The sequence below is a fragment of the Psychroflexus sp. S27 genome (assembly GCF_002810405.1).
Classification (GTDB): domain Bacteria; phylum Bacteroidota; class Bacteroidia; order Flavobacteriales; family Flavobacteriaceae; genus Psychroflexus; species Psychroflexus halocasei_A.
This window is the reverse complement of the sequence record NZ_NEXQ01000026.1, coordinates 126,784-152,777: the sequence shown is the minus strand read 5'-3', so window position 1 is coordinate 152,777 and position 25,994 is coordinate 126,784. Positions and strand designations below refer to the sequence as shown.

Genomic DNA, 25,994 nt, shown 5'->3' with positions numbered 1-25,994 from the left:
GTGAACTATGAAGAATTATTACTTTCAAAATAAATACATTTTACTTTTTGTTTTCACATTATTAAGCTCACAATTATTTGCTCAAGAGTGGATTTTGAGGACACCTCTAAAAAATATTTCTAAAATCACGACTTTAGAAGTCACAAATAATAATTCAATTTATGCTCTTGATACAAGTCCGATTTTAGAGTATTTATACACAAGTTCAGATGTCGGTGAAACCTATCAAAGATATAAATTTCCAGATGCCAGGAAGATGCAGATGATTGCTAATAATTCTGCTTTTGTTTTAACGACTTACGATTTATACTTTACGAATGATGATTTTCAGACAATTACTTCACAAGATTTACCTGGCTATACATTTAACTCATTATATTTTTTAAATGAAAATGAAGGTTTTATCGCTGGCGATAATGGTGTTATTTTTCATACTGACGACGCAGGCCAAACATGGACGGAACAAACAACACCAATAACAGAAAATTTAAAGAGTATTCATTTTATTAATGATCTCACGGGTTTTGCTGTTGGTGAGGATATTAGTTTTTTAAAAACAATTGATGGAGGAACAACTTGGACAGAAATCATTTTAAATATTGATTCTTACTGGAACTTTCAAAAAGTCTATTTTTTTTCAGAAACAAAAGGTGTTATTGCAGGCTCAAATGGATACATTTTTTACACACATGATGCTGGTGATACGTGGACGCAAGCCATCACAACGACAAATAGAATCATCTACGATGTGGCACAAACACATAACGATAATTTAGTCGCTGTTGGTCAATCAGGCCGAGTGCTCACTTCAGATGATGAAGGTTTAACATGGACAACCGAAATTATTGGTTCAGGTGATTTAAATACAGTTTCGGCTTCTACAAATTTAACTTACATCGGCACAGAAGCTGAAATTCTTCAATCTTCAGATTTGCTCACATGGACTTCTCACCTTAAAGGCGTCACAATGAGTGATCTCAATCAAATGTCATTTGCAGATCTAGATCAAGGTTTAATTGTTGGAAAAGGACAAACAGGAAGTGCTGTCTTTCATGATGTCATGTTTAGAACATCTGATGGCGGGCAAAATTGGGAAAAGAAAAATGTCTCTGGAGGTTACAACAATGTTCACATGAGAGATAACGGACAAGCCATCACATCGCGTGGTAATATCAGTTATGTAGGTTTGTCTCAAGATTTTGGCGAAACCTGGACAACAGTTCCTGGGCCAAATATTACGCAGCAATTTATCGCGAAGACTTCATGGATTTCATCGATGAGTGATTTTTTCGTAGGAGGTGGAAACTTCTTTTCAAGTGACGGACTTTATCACTATCAAAACAGTAGTGGGTGGACACATATTGCTGAAGTTGGAAATGTAACACAACTTAAATTTTCTGAAGATAACCAAACAGGTTTTTTGATCAATTCTGTAAATCAAATCTTTAAATCTGTTGATGCTGGCGACACTTGGACAGAACTCACATTCACGGCACCATCCAATGGACAATTAGAGATTATTGATGGCAACACCGTTTACATCGGTGATTATGTCACTTTTAATGGCGGTCAGAATTTTGAACTTCATGGATTTGATGGTTATATTTTGGCCTACCGCTTTTTTGATGCCAACACAGCTTTAGGCGTGACAAATTTAGGTCAGGTTTACAAAACGATAGATGCAGGCATGAACTGGACAGAGGTGAGCGATGCCATTATAAATGATCCTAATTGCTGTAATCTCTTTTATATATTGGAAGATAAAATCATTGCAACGAGTTTTAGATCAGATATTTATACTTTAGATATTGGAAATGTCTTGCAAACAAGATCTTATGAAGAAGACTTTGTCCCGATTTCATTTTACCCAAACCCAACAAAAGGAAAACTTCATTTTGATTGGCATAAAAATATTAATGCATTGCAGTTGACAATTTATAGCAGCCAAGGGCAATTAATAAAAAAACATCAACTGAAGAATGAGAAACAAAAATCAATAGATGTTTCTAAACTTTCACAAGGTATTTATTTTGTTCACCTGAAAACAAATGAAGGCAAAACTTATATTAAGAAGTTGATTAAGGAGTGATGATTAATTTTCCTCACTAAACTCTAAAATATCATTAGAATTAAAACCGATGTAGATGGAATCTGCGATGTTGGAGTCTTGCGTCATCACGGTGAGTTGCTCACCAGATTCAAGTTTTAACAAAAGCTGAATGGAGTCTCCGAGCACCACTTTTTTAATCACATCTGCTTTTGTGATGTGGTCACATTCATCAATGGTTTTAGGATCAGAGCCATTATGAGTAGGGAAAACTTTAAATTTTTCATTTCGAATGGCATGACAGCAATTTTCATTTAAAGGACATTTAAAAGCCGTTTGCAAATTTTTATTGATCTGTACAGTATTGCCAAATAGGGAAGCCACGTATAAGGTATTGGGTTTCACATATAAGTTTGCCGCCGCATCTTTTTGGATCACTTTTCCGTTTTGAAGAATCATGATTTCATCAGCAACTGAAAGCGCATCTTGCGTATCGTGAGTGACAAATAGTACGGTGACACCAGTTTTTTTAATAATATCAAACACCTCGTTTCTGAGTTGCATACGTAGCATCGCATCAAGATTACTGAAAGGTTCATCAAGAATAAGTAATGAAGGTTCAGGTGCCAAAGCTCTTGCCAAGGCAACGCGTTGTTGTTGTCCGCCTGAGAGTTGATGCGGATAGCGTTTGCCTAAATCACTTAAGCCAACCAAGTCGAGCATTTCTTGCGCTCTTTTCTTCTTGTTTTTAAGTTTTGAAATTCCGTATAAAATGTTTTCTTCAATAGTCAGATGCGGAAAAAGTGCATATTCCTGAAACACTAATCCGATTTTTCGTTTTTCCGGCTGAACAAATTTTTTATCAGAAGCAATCACTTTTCCATTCAGCGAAATACTGCCTTCATCTGGTCTTTCCAAGCCAGCAATCAAACGTACTAAAGTTGTTTTTCCGCTACCGCTTTCGCCCACAATGGCACAAACATCTCCAGCTTTCAGATCGATTGTGACATCGTCTAAAGCATAATTTTTGCCTTTATCGTAACTTTTTGAAAGTGATTGTATTGTTAGCATTTTATTTATTGATCAGTAATTTATTAAGAAATATAACAGGAATCATCGCCGTAAAGATAATGAAAAGTGATGGTATTGAGGCTTCCATAACCATTTCGTCGCTTGCATATTCAAAGGCTTTAACAGCTAAAGTGTCTACATGATAAGGCTTGAGAATTAACGTGAGAGGTAATTCTTTCATCACATCTATAAAAACCAAAATCACAGCACTGAAAACGCCCGTTTTAATTAAAGGAAATTCAATTTTCCTAAAAGTTTTGAGATGTCCAACACCTAAAACCTTTGATGAGTCAGGAATGCTTTCGCTCACTTTTAAAGCCGTAGAATCTATGGGATGATAAGCCACAGCTAAGAATCTCACAGCATAAGCATAAAATAAAGCGATCAGCGTTCCATTGATAATCAGTCCAGAGTCAATACCGAATTGACCCAAAATTTGAATCAGCCATTTGTCAAAAGCAATAGTCGGTAACATAATGCCAATTGCGATAACTGCACCAGGAATAGCATAACCTAAAACGCCGACTTTGGCTGTGTTTTTTATGAAATTTAATGCGCTCCATTTTGAAAAATAAATCAATAAAAGTGCAAAGAAAACTGTAATAATTGCTGATGAAATAGCAATACCAAAGCTTTGCAGTGATAACATGATAAACGCTGTGTCAAAAACTGTTGAAGCTGTGATTGTCGCCCAATATATGAGTTGTGCAACAGGTAAAATAAAGCCGAGCAAAACAGGGAGCATGACCACAGAAAATATCAACCATTTTTGACTGCCTTTTGTTTCTTTACGTTCGAGTTGTGTGTTGTTTGTTTTTGCAGAATTAAATTTCATTTTTCTGACTTGCCACTTTTCAAAAAGAATTAAAGCTAGGATAATCACTACTAAAATTGCTGATAAATAGACTGCTGTTTGCGGTTCTTCTAATGAAAACCACGACCTGAATATACCAGTTGTAAATGTATTGACGCCGTAATATTTAGCAGCGCCATAATCGTTAAGCACTTCCATTAATACCAAAACTAAGCCAGCAACAACAGCAGGTCGGGCAAGAGGAAGCATGAGTTTAAAGAAACTTTTGGCTTCACCTACACCTAGCATTTTCGAGGCTTCAAGAAGGTTGTTGGCTTGATTCAGGAAGAAAGCTCTCGCACTAACGTAAACATAAGGAAATAGCGAAATGCTTAATACGAAGGCGAGTCCAGCTTTGTTCATCACATCAATGCGAATAAAGTCAAGATTAAAGTACCTTAAAATAAGGTTTAAACTTCCACCGTAATCAAATATACCAGCATAAGCATAACCGACAATGTAGGAGGGAATTGCTAAAGGAAGAATAAGAAGCCACTCCATTTGTTTGCGTAAAGGAAACTCAAAGCGTGAAACAAACCATGCGGAGGAAACACCAAAAATGAGAACCAATAGACTACAAAAAACAATCAGATATAAAGAGTTGAGTATATACTCGGGTAATAAATATTCAGTAATATGATTCCAAGATTCACCAGGTCCAGCAAAAAGCTCAACACCGATAAAAAGAATAGGTAATGCCAAGAAAAGAACAATGGCCAGCGTAAAAACTGACCATTTGTTTGTATCTCGTACAAGTCTATTCAACCTTGTGATCAAGGAGGATTTTTTATTATTTCCAGCCTGCTTCATCAAAAAGTAAAACTGCTTTTTTGTTGTTTTCTCCGAGTTTTGTCAATTCTAAATTATCTTCTTTAAAATCGCCCCATGCTTTGATGTCTGCCGTTGGCTCAACACTTTCAATCACTGGGTATTCGTAGTTTAGGTTAGTGAATTCTTTTTGTGCTTTTTCACTTACTAAAAATTCAATAAATTTAATTGCATTTTCTTTATTTGGCGCATATTTAGTAACACCAGCACCACTCACATTCACATGCGTTCCTCTGCCATCTTGATTTGGGAAAAACAAACCAATTTTTTTGGCAGTTTCAACTTCTTCGCTGTCAGGAGAGTTGAGCATTTTACCGATGTAGTAAGAGTTAACAATTGCTAAATCACCTTCGCCAGCGACAACAGCTTTCACTTGGTCTCTATCAGAGCCTTTAGGAGCGCGTGCCATATTATTTACAATACCTTTTGCCCATTCTTTAGCTTCTTCTTCGCCATCATTAGCAATAATTGATGCCATCAGGGATTGGTTGTAGATGTTTGAAGAAGATCTGATTAAGATCTTGTTTTTCCATTTTTCTGCTGTCAAATCTTCATAAGTTGATAGATCTTCAGGTTTAACTCTATCTTTCGCATAAGCGATTATTCTCGCTCTTTTAGTGAAGCCAAACCATTGGTTATCCGTGTCTTGAAGGTGTGAAGGTATTGTCTTTTCTAGCACATCAGATTCAATGCTTTGTAATAAATCTTGTTCTTTAGCACGGTGTAAACGGCCAGCATCAACAGTGATAATCACATCAGCGGGAGATTGTTTGCCTTCCATTTTCATTTTTTGGATGAGTTCATCGGCACTGGCATTAACAACCTTAACTTTAATGTTTGTTTCATCTTCAAACATTTTAATGATACTTTGGTCAGGTTTGTAATGACGATGCGTATAAAGTGTCATGACTTCTTCATCTTGAGACTTTTCGTTTGTCGATGATTTTTTTTGCTGGTTATCATTTTTACAGGCAGTAAAGATTGAAATCGCAATAATAGCTAGAAATATTTTTTTCATGATTATGAATTTTTTTGAAAAAGCAAATGTATTAATTTAGAATAGATTTAAATAGTGAAAATAAAAATAAGCTATTTACTTTAACAATTATTAAGAAATGATGTTGTGAATCACTAGTTATATCAGCATCTTGAAATTCTTTTATAATTTGAAAATCTTTGAAAGTATTAATTTTACTATAATAAATATTTGGTTTATTCTGTAAACTAGTTTATGTTTGTTTGAAATTATAATGTTATGGAAACAAATAAGAGTTTAAAAATTATTGAAGAAATGATGAAAGAGAGTCAGAAATCGCTTCATCAATACTCAATTTACTTCATTATATGGGGTGCCGTGATGGGAGTTGCTGGTGTGGTAGAATTTTTTCTGATCGGCAAAATCAATGCGCCTTGGATTGTATGGCCGATTGCTGGAGGGACAGGTGGTGGGATTTTAGCTTTAGTTCAAAGAAAAAATGATTTTCGGGTTGAAACTGTATTTGATCGTATAATGAAGTATGTTTGGATTTCTTTTGGTATATGTTTATTATTTGTCATTATTTATAGTGTCAAATCTTTAATGCCACCTCATGCCTTAATATTACTTTTAGCCGCAAATGCAACTTTTATTAGTGCTACAATTACCAAAAATAAAGCCCTTTTCGTTGGCGGAATTATTCTTGTTGTGACAGCAATTATCAGCGGTTTTTTTATTGAAGGTAAATGGGTGAGCCTTGTTTATGCTATAGGAATGATGGGTGGCTATTTCATACCAGGTTTATATACGAAAAAAAATGAAAAAGCTTAATCCTTTATTACATCAGGAACTAAGACTAAGTATAATTAGTTTTTTAGCAAATGTGGAATGGGTAGAATTTAATAAATTACTAGAAGCCACTTCTGCTTCAAAAGGTAATCTAAGTGTGCAACTTAAAAAGTTAGAGACTGCTGATTATATTGAAATTGAAAAATCTTTTAAAAATAATTACCCTTTAACGCGATGCAGAATGACAGAGCTTGGGCGAGATGAACTTGAGTCTTACATTCAAACTTTAAAGTCAATGTTAGATATTTAATCAAAATGAATATTAGTATCCTATGATTTCAAATTTTAACATTATTTAATTTATTTCATAAAAATTTGGTTTTTGATGATGATTTTATCATCCATCACCATTTACTTGATTGATTTAATAATGAAATATGCTAATTAATAATTGTTGAGGCTATTTAAAAAGTTGATGCGCATCTTTTTTATTTTCTTATTTATAATTGTTCTATATTAAAATTATACATTTGCATTTATTTAGATTTATTACAAATAAAAGGCTAAATGAGGCAAATAATTTTCAGTTTATTCCTGTTGCTCAATGCAAGTTTTTTCGCTTTTGCACAGCAATCTTCAAAATCACTTTCAGGTGAAGTTATTTATAAAAATGGCGACCCAGTTATTTCTGCTTTTGTTTATATAGAGCAAGGGAGTAAGCATGCTTACACGGATGAAAAGGGTCAGTTTACAATTACTGATTTGAAGTCTAAGGCTTATGAAGTTATCGTTCAGCCTTTCGGTAAAAGTGAAATTCGTTTAAAAACTGTTTTGACAGATGCTTCTGATTTTTTGAAAATTCAATTGGATGAAAACGAAAGTTTTGAACTTGACAATGTGATCATTGAAAGTAAATCTAAAGGACGTTTAACCAAAGAAAAAGGCTACAGCGTTGAAGTTGTGACAACCAAAGATTTGGCGCTTCAGAGTTTAGGATCGACTGAAATATTGGACAGGTCTGCAGGTGTGAAAATCAGACAATCTGCTGGCTTAGGCTCATCAATCAACTATAATCTCAATGGTTTATCAGGAAATTCTGTCCGTGTTTTTATTGATGGTATCCCGATTCGTAACTATGGTCGTGCTTTTTCATTAAGCAGTATTCCGCCATCTATGATTGAGCGTATTGAGGTTTATAAAGGCGTTTTGCCAGGCGAATTAACCGAAGATGCTTTGGGCGGCGGAATCAATATTGTTTTAAAAAAAGAAAAGAAAACCAGCTTAACAGCTTCATATACTTACGGTTCTTTCAATACACATCAGGCAGATATCAATGCTAATTTCTACCACGATAAAACAGGAATTAACACACAGCTTTCAGCTTTTTACACATATACAGACAACAATTATGAGGTTTATGGCGACAATGTTTATGTCACCAATCCGCAGACTGGAAAGGTGAAATACGTCAAAGCTGAACGTTTTCATGATGCTTATGAATCTAAAGGCGTCAAGGCTGATATTGGTGTGAGAGATAAATCTTGGGCTGATGAGTTAACACTTGGTTTGCTAATGTCCGATATGGATAATGATGTTCAAACAGGTGCAACAATGGATGTTGTTTACGGCAATCGCCGTAGTGAACGCGATACAAAGATGGCAAGCTTGAAGTATAAAAAATCTGACATTCTCCTTAATGGTTTAGATTTTAATACCTTTTCATCTTTCTCTCAAACCAACCGAAAAGTGATTGATACTATTCCTTATATGTATAATTGGTTGGGAGAAATTATCCGTGATGCTGATGGAAATCCGATCAACTGGAGAAATTCTGGTGGTGAAGGCGGTCGTGCAAGTTTAGCAAATAACAAAGAAAAAAACTTTGCGAATAGAACAGGTTTGGCTTATGAATTTATTGAGAATCATAGCCTGAAAGCAAACTTTTTCTACAACAGATTTACACGTGATATTGATGACCCAATGTTGCCAAAAGCTGAAAATGAACTTTTAGATACGCGTTTTTTAAGCAAGCAAATTTATAGTTTAAGTTACGATGTGCTTCTTTCTTTGATGAAAAATTAAGTACTTCTCTATTTTTTAAATATTACCAACAAAAGGTTGAATTAACCGATGTACAGAAAGATAGAAATGATAATATTATCGCAACGAAATATGATAAATCAATTTCGAATGAAGGCTTTGGTTTAGCGCTTTCTTATGAAGTTCACCCTAAAGTTTTGTTGATGTCTTCTGCTGAAAAAGCAATCAGAATGCCTGGTGTGACGGAGTTATTAGGAAATACAAGTCAGAATGTATTGCCGACTTATACTTTAGATCCTGAAAAAAGTACAAATGTCAATTTAGGAGCATCTTTCGGTCCTTTTATTTATAAAAAACACAGTTTAAAAGCTGATGTCAATTTCTTTTTAAGAGATATCAGTGACATGATTGTGCGTGGTGTGAGTAGCAAAATCGATGATAAATATGGTTTTGAAAACTTAGGAAAGGTGAGGAGTACAGGTTTTGATTTGGAGCTGAATTACAATTACAACCGCCGTTTAAAAATCATCACTAATTTTTCAAACTTCAATGCACGTTACAATCTGAAGTATGATGAATTTGGTTCGGAGTACATTTATTACAAGGACAGATTAAGAAATGCACCTTACTTAACCTTAAACGCTTACGCGGAATACAAATTTCCAGATGTAATTAAAAAAGGAAATGACTTAAGCTTTAACTACAACTTCTCATATACGCATGAGTTTTTCAGAAACTGGGAAAGTTTGGCAAGTAGCGGAAAAGCAGTTATACCAACGCAAGCTGTTCACAGTCTTGGTGTGAATTACAGCTTAATGGAAAATAAATTGAATTTAGGTTTAAGTGCCAAGAACATCACAGACGAGCATGTTTTTGACAACTGGGCTTTACAAAAACCAGGGCGATCATTTTACATGAAACTCACTTATCAAATTTTATAAATCAAACAATTAAATACATTTTACATGAAAGTTAATTTTTTATCCTCAGCAAAAGCAACCTTAATGGGAGCTGCATTATTATCAGGTGTATTCGTCGGTTGTAGCAGTGACGACAATGAAGGCGGAGTGCCAAACCCTCCTCAAGGAGATCAATCTTTTTACAATGTTGTTTTTGGTGTTAGCTCTGAAGGAAACTCAGGAACTTACGCACAAGCTTTAAACAATATCTCTGAAGGAAATATATCTTTTGATGGTCAAGGCTTTGAAGTTCCTTCTGTGAGAACTGCAAGAATTTACGGTTCGCCGTCTGGTGATTTCCTTTACAACTTGAGCTACGGAGGAGGAATGATTTATAAATATAAAGTCAACGGTGGTTCAAGCTACGAGAAATTAGCAGAAACAAATGTACAAGTCGCGATGGGAACTGCTTACCCACGTTGGACAGTTGTCAGCAAAGATGATGCTTTGGTACATACGGTGAATACTGAGAATATGAATGATCCTGAAACGGGAGAATATACTCACACTAAATCTACAGCTGTCTTTCAAAGAGTAGGTTTAGATAATATGTCATTGGAAGAAAACAGCGAACATGTGTTACCAACTTTTGATGATAACTTCCATATTTGGAGAACGGATAACCCGACTATCAAAAACGGAAAAGCTTACTACGGTGTTGCGATGCGTCAATTTAATCCAGCAACTGGAGAAAATGAAAATCCTGAAACCTACAAAGCAACAACAATGGTTGTTGACTATCCTTCATTAGATAATGTAGAATTTATTCAGTCAGAAAATGCGCAAGGTTCAACTTATGGTTACCGTACGCCAGTTTATCATTCTGATGAAGCAGGAGATATTTATCATTTATCAAGCAAACCTTCTAAATTATTGAAAATCACAAACGGCGAATACGATAATGCTTATGCATTCGATTTAGCTGAAGCTTTAGGAATGACAGAAGTTGGTGCAAACGGATGGTTCTATGTTGGTAACGGAATTGGTTATGTTCCTTTTTATGATGCAACAGAAGGTAGAGACAAAGAAGATGCTGCTTGGGGTGTTGCTAGAATCGACATTTACAACCAAACTGCAGTGAAGTTAAATTTACCAGATAACTTATGGATGTGGTATTACCAATCAGGTGTTGTAGGCCGTGACGGAAAATTCTATATGGCAATAACACCATTGGGCCAGCAAGGAAATATTTACAAATTTGATCCGAATAGTGAATCTCCTGATGCTTTTGAAATCGGAGCTGAGCTTGATAACGGAGCAGACTCATTTTATTTAGGTGTTTACTAAACATTTTTTTAAATAGATTAAGCCATAATCTGAAAACTGCCTCAACGAAAGTTGAAGGCAGTTTTTTTATTCTTCTGATTTTTAGGACGTTAAATAAATTAGCTCAAATCACTTGTATTTATTGACTTTACTAGTGATTTTTTTTTGAAATTTAATTAGGATAAAATTGTCCTTTATTGAGATTTGACTTATTTTTGTGGTCATAAATCTCAGTTATGATTCTTCGCTTTTTCCACCCTCATTTTACCTTAAGATGTCTTCTTAGAAAGTCAATATTTAGACAGCAAAAAATTGAATGAAACTGATTGAACTAAGCTTCTATTAAAATGATCATTCTAAACGACTAGCAAAAAATATAGAAATGACAACTCATTAAATAGGACAAATTTGTCCTGATATGAAGTGTCAAACCATTCGAAATAAATCTCAAAATAATTAAAATTTAAAAAATGAAGAAGAAATCAATATGTCTTAGTCTTAAAAATCAACAAAAAATTAAACCCCTTAACTGAAAGAATTTTTAACCCTATAAATAAAAAAAATGAAAAAAGTTTGGATTGTATTTGCCAGTGTTTTTGTGCTCTCCTTTGCAGTACTAATCTGGATAGGCACAGAAGTCTATCAAACGCAACCTCCTATTCCTCAGGAAGTTGTTATTAAAGAAAGTGGTGAAGTCGTTTATACAAAAAAGGACATACAAATCGGGCAAAATGTGTGGGAATCAATCGGTGGAATGGAAGTTGGCTCAATTTGGGGTCATGGAAGTTATGTAGCACCAGACTGGACAGCAGATTGGATACATAAAGAAGCTGTTTATATGCTTGACTCTTGGGCGCAGAATGATTTTAATAAATCTTATGAAAGCTTAGATGTTGAGAAGAAAGCAGCTTTAAAAGCGCGTTTAATCAAGGATGTCAAAACAAACACCTTTGATGAAAGCTCAGAAACTATAAAAATATCTAAATTAAGATGGGAGGCTATTTCAGAAAACATTAAGCATTACAGCTCTATTTTTTCTGATGGGCATGAACAATATGCCATTCCTGAGGGCGCTTTAACCGATGAAGTTAAACTTGAGCAACTCAATGCTTTTCTGTTTTGGACTTCCTGGGCAGCAAGTACCAATCGTCCTGAAAAAGATTACACTTATACGTCAAACTGGCCTCACGAACCTTTGATTGATAATACGATCACTGATGACTCATTAATTTGGTCAGGTTTATCAATCGTTTTATTAATACTTTTTATTGGGCTATTAACTTATTATTATTTGAGAGATCATGAAAAAGGAGAAGCACTTATCAAACCTAGTATTGATCCACTAACAAATCTAAAATTAGTTCCTTCTCAGAAAGCAGTTTTGAAATACTTTATCGTCATTTCGCTCTTAATTGGTTTACAAGTTATTTTAGGTATTATCACTGTGCATTATACAGTAGAAGGCCAAGCTTTCTTCGGCTTTGATTTAGGAAGTATTTTACCGTATTCTATTACAAGAACATGGCACACGCAGCTCGCAATTTTTTGGATAGCGGCAGCTTGGTTGGCAACAGGTTTGTTTTTAGCACCGATGATATCTGGTAAAGAAATGAAATATCAGGTTTTTGGTATTAATTTCTTATTTATTGCATTACTCATTATCGTGCTAGGCTCTATGTTAGGTGAATGGTTAGGAGTGCATCAGTTTCTTGACTTAACAACAAACTTTTTCTTTGGCCATCAAGGTTATGAGTACATGGATTTGGGTCGTTTCTGGCAAATATTTTTAGGCATAGGTTTAATTTTATGGGTAATAATGGTAAGCCGACATTTAATTTATGCGATTCGTAAAAATGATGAATCAAAGCATTTGGTTGTCATCTTACTCATATCAGTCGTTGCGATAGGCATGTTCTTTTTCTCTGGCTTAATGTATGGTGAAAACAGCACATTACCTGTCATTAATTATTGGAGATGGTGGCTTGTGCATCTGTGGGTTGAAGGTTTCTTTGAAGTTTTTGCAACAGTTGTTATTGCCTTTATCTTCTCTCGTATGAAAATTATATCTTTTAAAACAGCAGGATATCTTTCTGTCGCATCAGCAGCTATATTTTTGGCAGGCGGAATTATCGGAACTTTACACCATTTATATTACTCAGGAACGCCTGTACAAGCCATTGCATTAGGCGCCACTTTTAGTGCTTTAGAAGTTGTTCCGCTGACATTAATGGGTTTTGAAATTAGAGAAAACTGGAATTTATTAAAAAGTAAAGATTGGATACAAAAATATAAATGGCCTATTTTCTTCTTTATAGCTGTTGCTTTCTGGAATTTTATAGGCGCAGGTGTTTTCGGTTTCTTAATCAATCCACCAATCGCGTTATATTACATTCAAGGTCTTAATACAACAGCTGTTCACTCACATACAGCTTTATTTGGAGTTTATGGCATGTTAGGAATGGGCTTTATCATTATGTGTTTACGCTTTTATTCTGATAGAGCTTGGAACAATGTCAAACTCAAACGCGCTTTTTGGTTTTTAAATATTGGGCTTATCGCAATGGTGTTAATCAGTTTATTGCCTATAGGAATTATACAAGCTTACACCTCAATCAGTAAAGGTTATTCTTTTGCAAGAGAAGCCGATTTATTGTATTCACCTACTGTACAAACTTTAAAATGGTTAAGAATGATTGGTGATATTATCTTCTCAATCGGAATTTTCTACTTCTGTTGGTTTGCCATTGAAGAGACAATTTATAGCTACAAACTAAAAAAATGAATTTTTGTAAATACCCTTTATTAAGTCGTTTCTTTTGAAATATTTAGTAAAGAAAGAATTAAATTAAAAAAGCTGTCTATAACTTTTAGTTAAGACAGCTTTTTTTTGGATAAATGGGTTACAGACTTATAAGCAAGCCTGATATTCTTCTAGTATGTTTTTAAGATTCTCCTCGTTTTTTAAATCGAATTCTTCATTTTCAATGTCTTTGGCTAACTGCGAACAAGCAGACAAATAATCAGCAAGAGCTGATGATAAATTTGAATTGTTACGGTCATCAACCATAAAAGCTTTTGATTGATCACTGACTTTTATCACGTAAATGGAGGCCTCATCAGGCTTTATTAAAAGCTGATGTTCATTTAACTTATAAATGCGTTTGTAAAAATAAGCATTATTAAAACCTAAATTTGATGCATTCATTAGCTTTTTCATCGCATTTCCTTTGGTTTGCATTCCAACATAACATTGCATTTGACCATCAATATCAACACAAAACTCAATAGCGTTTTTAGCTTTAAATTCTTTTGTGCGGGTTTTGCCACGATCATTTAAATATGTAATACTCATGTATTTCCCATATTTGTCAATCACATTTAAGCTTTTCAAAACATCATTTCCATCCTGAGGATTTAAGTCTAAAGGCTCAAAAATTGCAGTAATATCACCATTGATTTTCTCACCATCTTCATTGATCACGTAACCTTTAATCTTGTATAAATTGACACTGTTCTCTTTGGCAACAATAATTTTTTCTTGATGCATTTTTGCCTTATGAGATTTAGCCTCACGACCAAGCCTGTAATTTCTACCCACAGTTTCTTCAACAAAAATTTGAGCAAAGTTTCTTGAAAAATTTGATTTTAACATGGTACTTGAGCCACGATCAAATTCAAATGTTTCATCTGTATATGTTTTTGCAAAAACTGTTGTTTGTGCCATTTTTTGAGGTTTCTCAGTCATAGCAACTTGAATGCCATCTAAATCTTTAATCGCATATTGTTGACTGCTTTTATAATAATGTACGTAACCTACTATTTTAGACCCGAATGAACCTCCAAAAATAATACTGCCATCTTCTTTAACAAAAGGCTTGTATTGACCTAGAATTTCTTCACGTTTTGCAGCCTCTTCAGCCGCTGCCATACCTGCTTTTAAGTATTGATCACTTAAGGATTCTCGTTCTTCTGCAAAAAAAATACTCAGCTGATCAGCATCTAATTTTTGAGATGTAAAGATCTTATATTTTTCCATGAGCAAATGGATAAGAATCTTTTTAGAATTAAAAGAAACAGTCAACACCTCATAAGGAATTTCAGTTTTTTCACCTTCAGCAGAAGTCATCACTAACCATTGGTGAGCTTCAGTTGGACTAACAGTGACACTTTTAAAATCGACTTCAAATGCTTTTTTACCATCTAAAAAATAGAAGATATCAGTATTTAAGCCTTGCTCTTTATGCTTAGCAACAGGATTCTTGTCAATACTTATGATGCCTTTTTTGATTTTTATTTTTTGAGCAACCCCGTCAAAATTAACAGAAAAGCTAATTATTAAAAAAATAATAAATATATTCTTATATGTCATAATATGTAATTTTAAGTCCGTAAATCTACATTTAATAACTTGATAATGTTAATAATTTTATTCATTTCAATTGTTTGGTTGCAATTAAAAATTGTATCAAAATATAATTCTTCAATATTTAACATATTCTAATTAAAATTTTCCTGTCGTTTATTTCGTTAATGTTTAATTATATCTTAGTTTTGCCTAAAAATATTAATTATGATTCATAAAATTAATTTTAGACACAAAATATACATGCTTTTAAGCTTCATGATGTTAGGGGTGACAATGCAAGCTCAAAGCCAAACAGCAGAAATGAAAGGACAAGTTGTTAACGAAAAAGGAGATCCTATTCCCTTTGTAAATATTTATTCTGCTGATGAAAAAGTAGGTACAAGTTCAGATATTGATGGTTATTATGAACTCAAATTATCTGCTGGTGAGCATCTGCTTACTATAAGTTCACAAGGTTTTCGATCTCAAAAACTTAATGTGACTTTAAAAGAACAAGAAATCTTAACCAAAAACATGACGCTTATTGAGGATGTACTTGGCTTAGATGAAATTGTTGTCACTGCAACACGAAATCGCGTACAAAGGCGTAAAACGCCAGTCGTTGTTTCTACAGTTAGTCCAAGACTATTAACAGCAACCCAATCAATTTCGATGGCTGAAGGTCTCAATTATTCGCCAGGTTTACGTGTGGAAACAAACTGTCAAAATTGTGGATTTACTCAAGTTCGCTTAAATGGTTTGGATGGTGGTTACACGCAGATATTAATGAACAGTCGTCCTGTTTTTTCATCACTTTTGGGTGTATATGGTTTGGAGCAAATCCCGACAACAATCATTGATCGCGTTGAGGTTGTGCGTAGTGGTGGTTCAGCACTTTTTGGCTCTAATGCTATTGCGGGAACGGTGAATGTTATTACGAAGGACCCAGTTTTAAATACTTGGGAAATTGGTTCAAACTTATCTTATATTGATGGAAAATCTTTTGATCGTGTTTTAAATTTTAACACGTCAAATGTTGCTGATGATTTAAAAAGTGGTGTTACTTTTTTCGGTAGCTACAGAGATCGTCAAGCTTATGATGCTGACGGTGATGGCTTTACAGAAATGGTTAAACTCAAGAATAACACGCTTGGCTCAAAAGCATTTTTAAAGCCAAATGATTACAGCCGACTTTCATTAAACTTAAATGTCATTCATGAGTTTCGTCGCGGTGGTGATCGTTTAGAACTTGCGCCACAATTTACAGATATTACTGAACAATTAGAGCATGATACTTTTATTGGCGGTTTGGATTATGAAATAAACTCCAAAGATTTTACTCAACAAGTTACTTTGTACACCTCAGTAAGTCATACAGATCGCGGCAGTTTTTACGGTGGTTTAGGTGGAGGCAGAACGGCTCAAGACAGTATTCTGGCAGCCAATGCTTTTGGAAATACAAAAGATTTAGCTTGGAATAATGGTGTGCAATACACAAAACATTTTGAAAATGAAGATATCTTAACAGCAGGAGCAGAATTCAACCACAGTGCCACTGAAGATGAAATTAAAGGCTATAATAGATTAATTGACCAAACAGTCAATAGTTTTGGAAGTTATGTACAATACGAATGGAAGGCAACAGATAAATTAACAGCCTTAGTAGGAACACGTTTTGATCGTATTGATGTTGAAGGTGAATACCGTGTTGGCAATGTGGAACGTGATGTTGATATCACTCAAAATGCTATCTCACCGCGACTGACTTTATCTTATGACGTCAATGAAGCTATCAAATTGCGTGGTGGTTATGCAAGAGGTTTTAGAGCTCCACAAGCTTTTAATGAAGATTTGCATGTATCGAGTGTTGGTGGCGAACCTCAATTTGTGATCTTATCTGAAAATTTAGAAACTGAATATTCTGATGCTTATACGGCTTCTTTTAATTTTTCGAAAACTAAGCAAAAACAGCAATTTGATTTATTAGTTGAAGGGTTTTATACTCAGCTCAATGATCCTTTTACAATGGTGAGTAAAGGTGCGAGTTTACCAAATGGTTCCATTTTAGAAGAAGTTGAGAACGGTGAAGGGGCTGCTGTTTATGGCGCAAATGTGGAGTTTAAATATTCTCCTTCCACAAAATATAGCTTTCAAATTGGTGGGACATTTCAGAAATCAAAATACGAGGAAGCACAACTTTTATACGAAGCGCAAACAGGAACAACAGAAAGGGATATTTATGTAGATGAGTTTGTTAGAAACCCTGATATTTATGGATTCTTTACAGCTTCTTGGATGCCAAGTGATTTGTTTAATCTTGATATTACCGGCACTTATACTGGTGAAATGACCGTCCCTCGTGTGATAAATTCTAATGGATTTTTAAGTCTCAATAAAGTCGATTCTTTCATGGATGTCAATTTAAAAATGGAATCTCACGTACATTTTAATGATAGTTTTATGATCACATTTTCAGGAGGTGTAAAAAACATTTTTAACAGTTATCAAGACGATTTTGATCAGGGACCAGAACGCGATGCAGATTATATTTATGGTCCTGCAATGCCAAGAACTTATTTTATCGGAATTAAATTTGGTAAATTACATTAAAATAAATTCTATTTTTTAAAGATAAATTCATGCAAGGTTTTTTTGTTTTAGTTTTTTTGGTTTTTAGCCAATATGTTCAAGGACAGTCTCAAGTGGAGTGGATTCAGTTTCAAGATTTACAATCTGAAATTGATGAAACCCCGCAGGCTGTTTTTATCTTTTTTCACGCTGATTGGTGTGTCTATTGTAAAAAAATGGAATTGGCAGCTTTCAAAAAAGCACCAGTCATCAATTTATTAAACCAAAACTTTATCAATGTTAAAATGCATGCTGAAAGTACAGATGAGATTTTGTTTGATGGTCAAGTTTTTAAAAATAGAGAAGTTAACAATAGAAGACAATCTTACCATGAAATTCCTTTAATTTTAGCCGAACGCCATCAGGATAACATGACTTTACCTTTTAGCGTAATTTTAGATAAAAATTTTAAGATAGTCAGACGTTATTTTCGATATTTATCTCCTCAAGAAATGGAGAAAGAACTGAAAGAAGTGATTTCAGTTTTAAACGATAAATAATTAATCTATGTCTCAAAATACAATCAATCCTTTAATCTTAGTAAAAGAATTAAAGGCAATACAATCTCAAAATAATCTTATTATTGCTGATGTTAGATTTGGAGAATCTGCTCATCAAGCTTATTTAGAAAAACATCTTCAAAATTCAATTTTTGTCGATTTAGAAAACGATTTATCAGCTCAAGATAAAAACTTCAGCCAAGGCGGCAGACATCCTTTACCAAAGCTTGATGTATTCTCAAAAACTCTAGGCCAGCTTGGCATTCAATCTTCTTCACATGTTGTTATTTATGATGATAAAAACGGCGCACTCGCAGCCGCAAGATATTGGTGGATGCTAAAAGCCGTTGGGCATGAAAAAGTACAAGTGCTTAATGGTGGCTTACAAGCTGCTGAAAAAGAAAATTTTGAAATGCAAAAAGATGAAAATTCAATGAAACCTGTTCAAGATTATCCTTTAACTTCATGGCAATTGCCTTTAGCGGATTTCTTAGAAGTTGAAAAAGCAACTGAAGATGAGAATATCCAAATTGTTGATGTTCGCGGAGAAAAAAGATACAACGGAGAAGTTGAACCTATTGATCCGATTGCAGGTCATATTCCAACAGCTATTAATATTCCTTTTCAAGAAAATTTAGATGAAAAAGGACAATTTCTTTCACCAGATAAATTGCGTGAGTTATATCAAGAAAAGCTATCAACAATTGAAAGTTCAAAACTCATATTTCATTGTGGTAGCGGCGTTTCAGCCTGTCATTCTATATTAGCAATGTCAGCGGCTGGATTGGAAATATCTAAGTTATATGTCGGCTCGTGGGGCGAGTGGTCAAGAAAAATGCTTCATGGGTGAAACTATAAAGTTTTGTTTAAATTTTGCGTTAAATGATATTAAGTTATAGGTTTATCTGTTAAATAACCAAAAACCTAATACCATGTTACAATTAACAAATTTGACCCAAAGAAGGAATCTTTTATTTTTTTGTGTATTCGGCTTCATGATGGCTTTTGCTTCATGTGCTGATGATAAATCAAAATCTGATCAAGATGACGTCACACTTGAGGAGCCTGAAATGAGAGATGAGGATGATGCTTACAAATCTCAAAAAAATAGAAAAGCAAAAAATGTTAAGGACGATGCTTTAAAAGGCAAGAAGAAAAGAGAAAGAGAACGTGTGTCGGCAGCATCAATGCCAACATTTACATATCCAGGCTGTGAAGATTCAGATGATTCTAGACAATGTACAATTGATAAAATTCAAGATTTTGCTGAAGAAAATTTTGATATCAAATCAGTGCAAGATGAAATTGTTGAAGGAGAGCATACTGTTCGCGTTAATTTTATTGTTGATAATCAAGGTCGTGTTAATCAGGTTGAAACACGTTCTGAATCTAAATTACTGAAAGAAGAAGCCAAACGTATTATTTCATCTTTACCGACAATGAATCCAGCGATGAAAGATGGTAAAGCTATTGAAGCAACCTACGCTTTACCAGTAAAATTTAAAATTAATTAAATTCTTCATCCACTAGATATTTTATTATTGAAGCTGCTTTTATGCAGCTTCTTTTTTTAATTCACGGATATTAATTAAAACCTAAAAAAATTAAACCAGATTATATGAGACAACGAATCGACTTATTTTAGCTAAAAATTTAAAACCATGAAAAAAATATTACTACTCAGCTTTTTGATGTTAAGCCTAAATACAATTGCACAAAAAAAATCGGACATGAAAAGCACAATTTATCAATTTACAGTTGAAGACCTTTCAGGGCAAAAATTTGATTTTGAAAATCTAAAAGGGAAAAAAATCATGCTTGTGAATACGGCAAGTAAATGCGGATTTACGCCTCAATATAAAGATTTACAGGCTTTGTATGAAAAATATCAAAAAGATGATTTTGTGATTATCGGTTTCCCTGCTAACAATTTTGGACAACAAGAACCAGGTAGCGATGAAGAAATTGCCACTTTTTGTGAGGCTAACTATGGTGTGACATTTCCGATGATGAGTAAAATTTCAGTAAAAGGAAAAGATATGCATCCTGTCTATCAGTTTTTAACTCAAAAAGAAAAGAATGATTTTCAAGATTCAGAAGTTAAGTGGAATTTTCAAAAGTATTTGATAGATGAAAACGGAAAAGTTGTCCGTGTGTTGCCATCTGCAACATCACCAATGGATGAAAGTATCACTAATTGGATAGAGAAAAGTTAATTTTTTTTCAGATTAAAATATTTGAAAAAGAAAACCTTACAGGCCTTTGTGGATTTGCATAAAAACTACAAAGGTTTTTTTATGATTTAAGAATTAATATCAACCACTTCTAGAGGATATTTAACAGATATAATCAATAAATGACGCTTAAAGAGGCTATTATTGCAAATGATTCTAGTGTGTTAATAATGTCAGAAATTGAAGAAGAAAAGAAGTCGAAACCTCCTGAAAAAAGCTTGAGAGACCATCCGCTTTTAATTGTGCGAATTTTCGCAAATATCGGATTCTACCTTTGGATTGCCGTGATGGCAATCGGGGCATTCTTTGCTTGGTTAATTTCACTTTTATTTATTTAACAAGATGAAGCGGGCTATAATATTTTGGTGGCTCAGTGTTGTTCTAAGTTTTTCCTATTTGGTTTTAAATCATCTTGGTGTTGAATTTCCCGCATTCATTCAATTTTATTTTATGGATTTGCTTTGCATGCCAGTTATATGTGGTCTTGTTCTGTTTATCATAAGGTTTTTTGTGGAAGATTTTTATTTGACAAAATGGCATGTGATAAGTCTTACTATTATGTATGCTATTTATTTTGAAGTGATAATGTCACCAATTTCTGAGCGCTACACAGCAGATGTTTGGGATGTTGTGATGTATGCAATTGGCTCTTTTTTATTTTATCAAGTACAAAGAATAGAACTAAAAAATTTGGCGCAAAAAAAGCCTCTGCCTTAGCAGAAGCTTTGTGATATTTTTAAAAACTGATTTATTAAAGCTGAGCTTTAACTTCAAGAGCTACATCTTCCCAAGTTTTACTAACGCCATCACCGCCTTTGTGCAAATCAAAACAAGCTTCGTTAAGAGAGGATAAGGCATCTAAAGCTTTCCAATCTTTTAATTCCATTGTTCCTATCATTGTGACTTCGTTTGAGTCTGATACCTCAACTTTTAAAGGAATTGTGTTTGTTTCACCATTCATGTTGATTTGTACTTTGTATTCTTCGTTATCAACCATTATCTTTCCAGTCAACACATCAGGATCAATCATCTCACCGAAAAAAGATTCTTTAATCTTCGGATCTCTCGTTCCTGTGTCATCATTTGTAAATAAGCTGCTTACTGGTATTGAAAATTCAAGATTGTTGAATAATTCAGCAACGTTTTTACCAGTTTGTTCTTTAAACTTTAAAGTTTTAAAAGTTCCGTTTACTGGTGTTTTATCTGTTGTTTTATAGGCAGTCCAAGTTAATTCTGTTTTCTGAGGTGTTAGCTTTAAAGATTCTTCTTTTGTTTCTTTTTGTTCAGTTTGCGTTTGTTTTTCTGAACTTTTAGTTTTGTTGTTTTTCTGGCAACTCATTGTCACAGATAAAACTGCAACAAATAAATAAAGTGATATTCTTTTCATTGTAATGGATTTTAATTTTTGTTAAAATTACAAAATGATTAAGCATTAACAAACTCAGTTATCTAAAATAAAACTTAATATATTTTTGGATTGCGATTTGTTAGCATGGTTTTACTTTGGCTAGTTTACAAATCCTGATATCTTTGCTGAAAATAATGGGGTGCTTGTATAAAATGTAGGCTGAGATGAAACCCAAGCGATAGAGCAAAACCTGATCTGGATAATGCCAGCGTAGGTATAATTTTTAATTACACTCTTCACAAGCGAAGGATTTCGTCACTCCATACTAATTGTAAAAACTGATGTTTGGAGAAATTCTGACGCCGATTAACATCATGCAAACTTTAGGAACTGGTTTTGGCGTGATGCAAGTTATTTTATCTCGACAAAATAACATCAACAATTATTTGTTTGGTATCCTAGCTATTTTACTGAGTACAATTGTGCTTTATCGTTCCAAGCTTTATGGTGATATATTACTAAATATATATTATTTAATAATGAGTGTTTATGGTTATTTCTACTGGAAATACGGTAAAGAAAAGGCTCAACGCCTAATTTCTGTGACCACTTTAAAAGAGCAATTTTATGCCATTAGTATTGTTTTAGCATGCTTTGGCTTAATGTATTATTGGTTGGCTTTTTATACAAATTCTGATGTACCATTATGGGATGCAATTGTTAGTGCTTTTGCATGGGCAGGGATGTGGCTAATGGCAAAACGCAAATTGGAAAACTGGATATACCTCAATATCAGTAATATTATCTCAATTCCTTTATTGGTTTATAAAGAACTTTATATCTATGCCGCTTTAAGTGTTTTCCTTTTTATTTTAGGAACATCGGGTTACTTGAACTGGCGACGAATTATGCGAAATAAAAAAGAACATGAATACATCACAGCTTAGAGACTTATGCTTAAGAGCCAAAATTTTTCCAAAAGAAATTATAACTTGGATTGAAGAAAATAATTTATGGAACATTTGGGTGCCACAATCTTATGGCGGCTTAGAGTTGACTTTAACAGAAGGCCTCAAAAAACTAAAACATCTTGCAAAAATTGATGGTAGCTTAGGCTGGACATTAACTCTTTGTAGCGGGGCTAATTATTTTGTGGGCAATCTTCAGCCCGAAGCAGCAGAAAATATTTTCAAAAATAAACCCTCTCAAATTTCTTTTGGCGGAAGTGGTGGCATTTTCGGAACTGCCGAAAAATTTGGCAATATTTATCGAATTAATGGAACTTGGCGCTATGCCACAGGCGCGCCTTATTTATCGCATATGACATTAAGTGCAAAAATTCTTGAAAACGGTAGGCAAGTCAAAAATTCTGATGGCACTGATATGATGAAGTCTTTTGTAATTCCTCGTGAAAAAGTTGAGTTAATTAAAGACTGGTCTACAATGGGAATGCAAGCTACAGCAACTCATTCATTTAAAGTTTGTGATGTTGAGGTGGAAGAAAAATATAGCTTTGTCTATGATAAATTTTATACATCACAAGATGTTTTTAAAATACCATTTAGGGTTTTTGCCGACTTTACTTTATGGGTGAATTATTTAGGGATGCTTTCTCATTTCATAGAAGAAGGATACGAATCTTTAACTGAAAAGCAAGAAAATTTGCTATTACAAATCGAGAATGAAACTGAAAATTTATTATTTAAATTGGCTTCACAGATCGAATATCAGATAGAAAAAGCTGAGTCTATAACAGAAGAAGATAAAGCTGAAATACATCGTTTAGCATCAGTATCCGTCAAAAAAATGACAGCTGCTATCACTTCAGTTTATCCATATTTAGGTGTCAAAGCGAGCCGAACAGATCAGCAACTCAATCAGATTTTTAGAGATTATTTTACAGCGACACAACATCATATTTTTAGATAGAAATGGATGGTTTTGTATTTTCTTCAAACAAAGATTTAAGTTTTTTCAAAGATTCTTCTTCAATTAAATCAGGATTGATTTTGAGCTTATGAGACTCAGATTCGAGAATGATATCGCCTTTTATGTTTTTGATTTGTTGAATGTCTTGAAGTTTAATTTTCTGGCTTTTCAATTTGTGTAATATGAGAATGTCATTCTCAATGCTTATATATTGATAGTAATTCTCAAAGAAATAGCCACATAAATATAAAATGCCTAAACCTGAATAGCTATACATCATGAATTTTTGAGATGAAAATACAATGCTTAATATGCCAAGAGTTAACCATAAAAGGCCTAAAAAAAGATTTGATCTTAATCGCTTTTTCGTGTAGCGTATTTTTAAAGATTTTTTCATTTACAAAAATATCATGTAAATATATAGTTTTTATCATGTTTAAAGATTGTCAATTTCATTTTACATAAAAAAAGCTGTCTAATTAAAGACAGCTTTCTCAACAAAAAAACTCAATCACAACTTAATTAGAGCCAATATTTCCTTGCGCTAATAAAACATTAAGTTCACTTGCACTTTTATGGACATTGATATATCCATTGTAATCTAAAGCATCTTGGTAGCCAAACATGCTGCCATCTTCTTGCATCGCGATATTTGTCATTGATAGACCAGTTTCTCCATTAACAGGATTTAAACCGACAACAATATCACCAGGATTGTTGATGTCTCCCATGTGAATATGAGATGGGTGCATATTTCCAGACATTGTTCCCATCACATCAAGGACTAGTAGAGCTTCACCGTTCATTCTTTCGTGAAAAACAGCTTCACCGCTCACACCAGAATTATCGACTGTTCCTAAAGTGTAAGCCATAGACTCACCTGTCAATTCATTTTGACCGATGTCACCTTGTGCTACCAAAGTCCCTAAATCATCTGCACTTTTATGGATATTGATATAACCGTCAAACTCTAACAATTCATCATAAGTAATTGCCGTACCATCATTAAGCATAGCAACTTGAGTTGCGCTCATCCCAGTTTCACCATTGACAGGTTTAAAAGTCACTGCAATATCACCACCTTCGGCAGCAGTATTCATGTGGATATGTCCTGGGTGCATTCCGTTTGCTGGCGTTCCATCTAACATAATTTCAATCAGCGTCGTTCCGTTAACACGTTCAGTAAACATTGCGTTCCCCATAATGTTAGGATTGGCAACACTGCCTAATGCATAAGTTTTAGAATTATCAGTCAATTCATTTTGACCGATATCACCTTGTGCTACTAAAGTTCCTAAATCATCTGCACTTTTATGGATATTGATATAACCGTCAAAGTCTAACAATTCATCATAAGTAATTGCCGTTCCATCATTAAGCATAGCAACTTGAGTTTTACTCATCCCAGTTTCACCATTGACAGGTGTAAAAGTCACTGCAATATCACCACCTTCAGCAGCAGTATTCATGTGAATGTGTCCTGGATGCATTCCGTTTGCTGGCGTTCCATCTAACATAATTTCAATCAGCGTCGTTCCGTTAACACGTTCAGTAAACATTGCGTTCCCCATAATGTTAGGATTGGCAACACTACCTAATGCATAAGTTTTAGAATTATCAGTCAATTCATTTTGACCGATGTCACCTTGCGCTACTAAAGTTCCTAAATCATCTGCACTTTTATGAACGTTGACATAACCATCAAAATTGATGAGTTCTTGATAAGTAATTGAAGTTCCGTCATCCATTGTTGTAAATGTTGTCGAACTCATTCCTGTTGTGCCATCAACAGCCTCTAAGCTGATTGCAATGTCTCCACCCTCAGCAGCAGTATTCATGTGAATGTGAGCTGGGTGCATTCCTGATGTCGGTCCGTCAAGATCGATGTCAACTGTAATACTGCTGTTGTCATTTTCTGTGAAAGTCACCATTCCTGAGATTGCTGGATTGGAAACTGTCATTAATTCGTAAGATTTGCTATCTCCCATTGTTGGAGGTAACATTCCGTCGTCGTCATCACTACAACTTGTGAAAGTTATAAATGTGATTAATAAAGAAGCTAAAATTCTAGTTTTCATGATTTCATTTTTTTAATTAAACATTTTTGCTTTGTTCTTTACTTACGAGAGAAAAGAAGTTCTGGTTTTAAAAAAATGAAATTTTTTTAAAATTAATTTTTAA

General features: G+C 34.0%; 23 protein-coding genes and 1 riboswitch. Of the genes, 16 read left to right on the top strand and 7 right to left on the bottom strand.

The window, feature by feature from the left end; genetic code table 11:
- Positions 1-7 precede the first annotated feature (7 nt).
- Positions 8-2,089, top strand: a complete 2,082-nt coding sequence (locus CAP47_RS11980) for a YCF48-related protein (protein WP_100776828.1) — start codon at positions 8-10, stop codon at positions 2,087-2,089.
- Positions 2,090-2,092: 3 nt separating this feature from the next.
- On the opposite strand, the gene CAP47_RS11975 is transcribed toward CAP47_RS11980, so the two are convergent.
- Genes CAP47_RS11975 through CAP47_RS11965 form a run of 3 tightly spaced genes read right to left on the bottom strand, consistent with a single transcriptional unit; the run spans position 2,093 to position 5,817 of the window.
- Complete coding sequence (locus tag CAP47_RS11975; protein ID WP_192869999.1) at positions 2,093-3,118, bottom strand: ABC transporter ATP-binding protein; 1,026 nt, start codon at positions 3,116-3,118, stop codon at positions 2,093-2,095.
- Between the two features lies 1 nt (position 3,119).
- Positions 3,120-4,781: an ABC transporter permease gene (locus CAP47_RS11970; protein WP_100776826.1), complete on the bottom strand. Its 1,662-nt coding sequence runs from the start codon at positions 4,779-4,781 to the stop codon at positions 3,120-3,122.
- Positions 4,762-5,817 (bottom strand): Fe(3+) ABC transporter substrate-binding protein, encoded by a 1,056-nt coding sequence (locus CAP47_RS11965; RefSeq protein ID WP_093244359.1) that lies wholly within the window; start codon positions 5,815-5,817, stop codon positions 4,762-4,764. The genes CAP47_RS11970 and CAP47_RS11965 overlap by 20 nt, the downstream gene beginning before the upstream one ends.
- 237 nt (positions 5,818-6,054) lie before the next feature.
- Here CAP47_RS11965 and CAP47_RS11960 point away from each other — a divergent pair, with 237 nt between their 5' ends.
- The 6 genes from CAP47_RS11960 (at position 6,055) to CAP47_RS11935 (ending at position 13,611) form a co-directional block, all read left to right on the top strand.
- Positions 6,055-6,606, top strand: coding sequence for a hypothetical protein (locus CAP47_RS11960; protein WP_100776825.1), 552 nt, complete (start codon positions 6,055-6,057; stop codon positions 6,604-6,606).
- Positions 6,593-6,874, top strand: a complete 282-nt coding sequence (locus CAP47_RS11955; RefSeq protein ID WP_100776824.1) for a winged helix-turn-helix domain-containing protein — start codon at positions 6,593-6,595, stop codon at positions 6,872-6,874. Before CAP47_RS11960 ends, CAP47_RS11955 begins: the two co-directional genes overlap by 14 nt.
- A 257-nt stretch (positions 6,875-7,131) precedes the next feature.
- On the top strand, positions 7,132-8,646 hold the full coding sequence (locus CAP47_RS11950) for a TonB-dependent receptor plug domain-containing protein (protein WP_100776823.1): 1,515 nt from the start codon (positions 7,132-7,134) through the stop codon (positions 8,644-8,646).
- Positions 8,647-8,720: 74 nt separating this feature from the next.
- Entirely contained in the window at positions 8,721-9,545 is an 825-nt protein-coding gene (locus tag CAP47_RS11945) for a TonB-dependent receptor domain-containing protein (RefSeq protein WP_410523967.1), read from the top strand.
- Positions 9,546-9,569: 24 nt separating this feature from the next.
- Positions 9,570-10,850, top strand: coding sequence for a hypothetical protein (locus CAP47_RS11940; protein WP_100776821.1), 1,281 nt, complete (start codon positions 9,570-9,572; stop codon positions 10,848-10,850).
- Between the two features lie 541 nt (positions 10,851-11,391).
- Positions 11,392-13,611 (top strand): nitric-oxide reductase large subunit, encoded by a 2,220-nt coding sequence (locus tag CAP47_RS11935; RefSeq protein WP_100776820.1) that lies wholly within the window; start codon positions 11,392-11,394, stop codon positions 13,609-13,611.
- Positions 13,612-13,737: 126 nt separating this feature from the next.
- Here CAP47_RS11935 and CAP47_RS11930 read toward each other — a convergent pair whose 3' ends face one another.
- Positions 13,738-15,198, bottom strand: coding sequence for a hypothetical protein (locus CAP47_RS11930; protein WP_100776819.1), 1,461 nt, complete (start codon positions 15,196-15,198; stop codon positions 13,738-13,740).
- Between the two features lie 201 nt (positions 15,199-15,399).
- Here CAP47_RS11930 and CAP47_RS11925 point away from each other — a divergent pair, with 201 nt between their 5' ends.
- The 7 genes from CAP47_RS11925 to CAP47_RS11895 all read left to right on the top strand — a co-directional run bounded on the left by CAP47_RS11925 (position 15,400) and on the right by CAP47_RS11895 (position 21,253).
- Positions 15,400-17,784: a TonB-dependent receptor gene (locus CAP47_RS11925; protein WP_238141054.1), complete on the top strand. Its 2,385-nt coding sequence runs from the start codon at positions 15,400-15,402 to the stop codon at positions 17,782-17,784.
- A gap of 29 nt (positions 17,785-17,813) precedes the next feature.
- Positions 17,814-18,302, top strand: a complete 489-nt coding sequence (locus CAP47_RS11920) for a thioredoxin family protein (protein ID WP_100776818.1) — start codon at positions 17,814-17,816, stop codon at positions 18,300-18,302.
- A 7-nt stretch (positions 18,303-18,309) separates the two neighbouring features.
- The gene (locus CAP47_RS11915) at positions 18,310-19,152 is read left to right on the top strand and encodes a sulfurtransferase (RefSeq protein ID WP_100776817.1); all 843 of its coding nucleotides are present in this window, start codon (positions 18,310-18,312) and stop codon (positions 19,150-19,152) included.
- 82 nt (positions 19,153-19,234) lie between these two features.
- Entirely contained in the window at positions 19,235-19,816 is a 582-nt protein-coding gene (locus tag CAP47_RS11910; protein ID WP_100776816.1) for an energy transducer TonB, read from the top strand.
- A 147-nt stretch (positions 19,817-19,963) separates the two neighbouring features.
- Complete coding sequence (locus tag CAP47_RS11905) at positions 19,964-20,518, top strand: glutathione peroxidase (RefSeq protein WP_100776815.1); 555 nt, start codon at positions 19,964-19,966, stop codon at positions 20,516-20,518.
- A 140-nt stretch (positions 20,519-20,658) separates the two neighbouring features.
- Entirely contained in the window at positions 20,659-20,874 is a 216-nt protein-coding gene (locus tag CAP47_RS11900; protein ID WP_100776814.1) for a hypothetical protein, read from the top strand.
- Between the two features lie 112 nt (positions 20,875-20,986).
- Positions 20,987-21,253 (top strand): hypothetical protein, encoded by a 267-nt coding sequence (locus tag CAP47_RS11895; RefSeq protein ID WP_153043523.1) that lies wholly within the window; start codon positions 20,987-20,989, stop codon positions 21,251-21,253.
- Between the two features lie 34 nt (positions 21,254-21,287).
- Here CAP47_RS11895 and CAP47_RS11890 read toward each other — a convergent pair whose 3' ends face one another.
- Positions 21,288-21,923 carry a YceI family protein gene (locus CAP47_RS11890; RefSeq protein ID WP_100776812.1) on the bottom strand — a complete coding sequence of 212 codons (636 nt, stop codon included), beginning with the start codon at positions 21,921-21,923 and terminating at the stop codon, positions 21,288-21,290.
- 146 nt (positions 21,924-22,069) lie between these two features.
- Positions 22,070-22,178, top strand: a riboswitch (TPP riboswitch).
- 47 nt (positions 22,179-22,225) lie between these two features.
- Between CAP47_RS11890 and pnuC the strand changes: the two genes are divergently transcribed.
- Positions 22,226-22,831: a nicotinamide riboside transporter PnuC gene (pnuC, locus tag CAP47_RS11885; RefSeq protein ID WP_100776811.1), complete on the top strand. Its 606-nt coding sequence runs from the start codon at positions 22,226-22,228 to the stop codon at positions 22,829-22,831.
- Complete coding sequence (locus CAP47_RS11880) at positions 22,812-23,813, top strand: acyl-CoA dehydrogenase (RefSeq protein ID WP_100776810.1); 1,002 nt, start codon at positions 22,812-22,814, stop codon at positions 23,811-23,813. The genes pnuC and CAP47_RS11880 overlap by 20 nt, the downstream gene beginning before the upstream one ends.
- On the opposite strand, the gene CAP47_RS11875 is transcribed toward CAP47_RS11880, so the two are convergent.
- Both CAP47_RS11875 and CAP47_RS11870 read right to left on the bottom strand, forming a co-directional pair.
- Positions 23,806-24,210 (bottom strand): hypothetical protein, encoded by a 405-nt coding sequence (locus tag CAP47_RS11875; protein ID WP_100776809.1) that lies wholly within the window; start codon positions 24,208-24,210, stop codon positions 23,806-23,808. The genes CAP47_RS11880 and CAP47_RS11875 overlap by 8 nt on opposite strands.
- 121 nt (positions 24,211-24,331) lie before the next feature.
- Positions 24,332-25,891 carry a CHRD domain-containing protein gene (locus CAP47_RS11870; protein ID WP_100776808.1) on the bottom strand — a complete coding sequence of 520 codons (1,560 nt, stop codon included), beginning with the start codon at positions 25,889-25,891 and terminating at the stop codon, positions 24,332-24,334.
- Positions 25,892-25,994 lie beyond the last annotated feature (103 nt).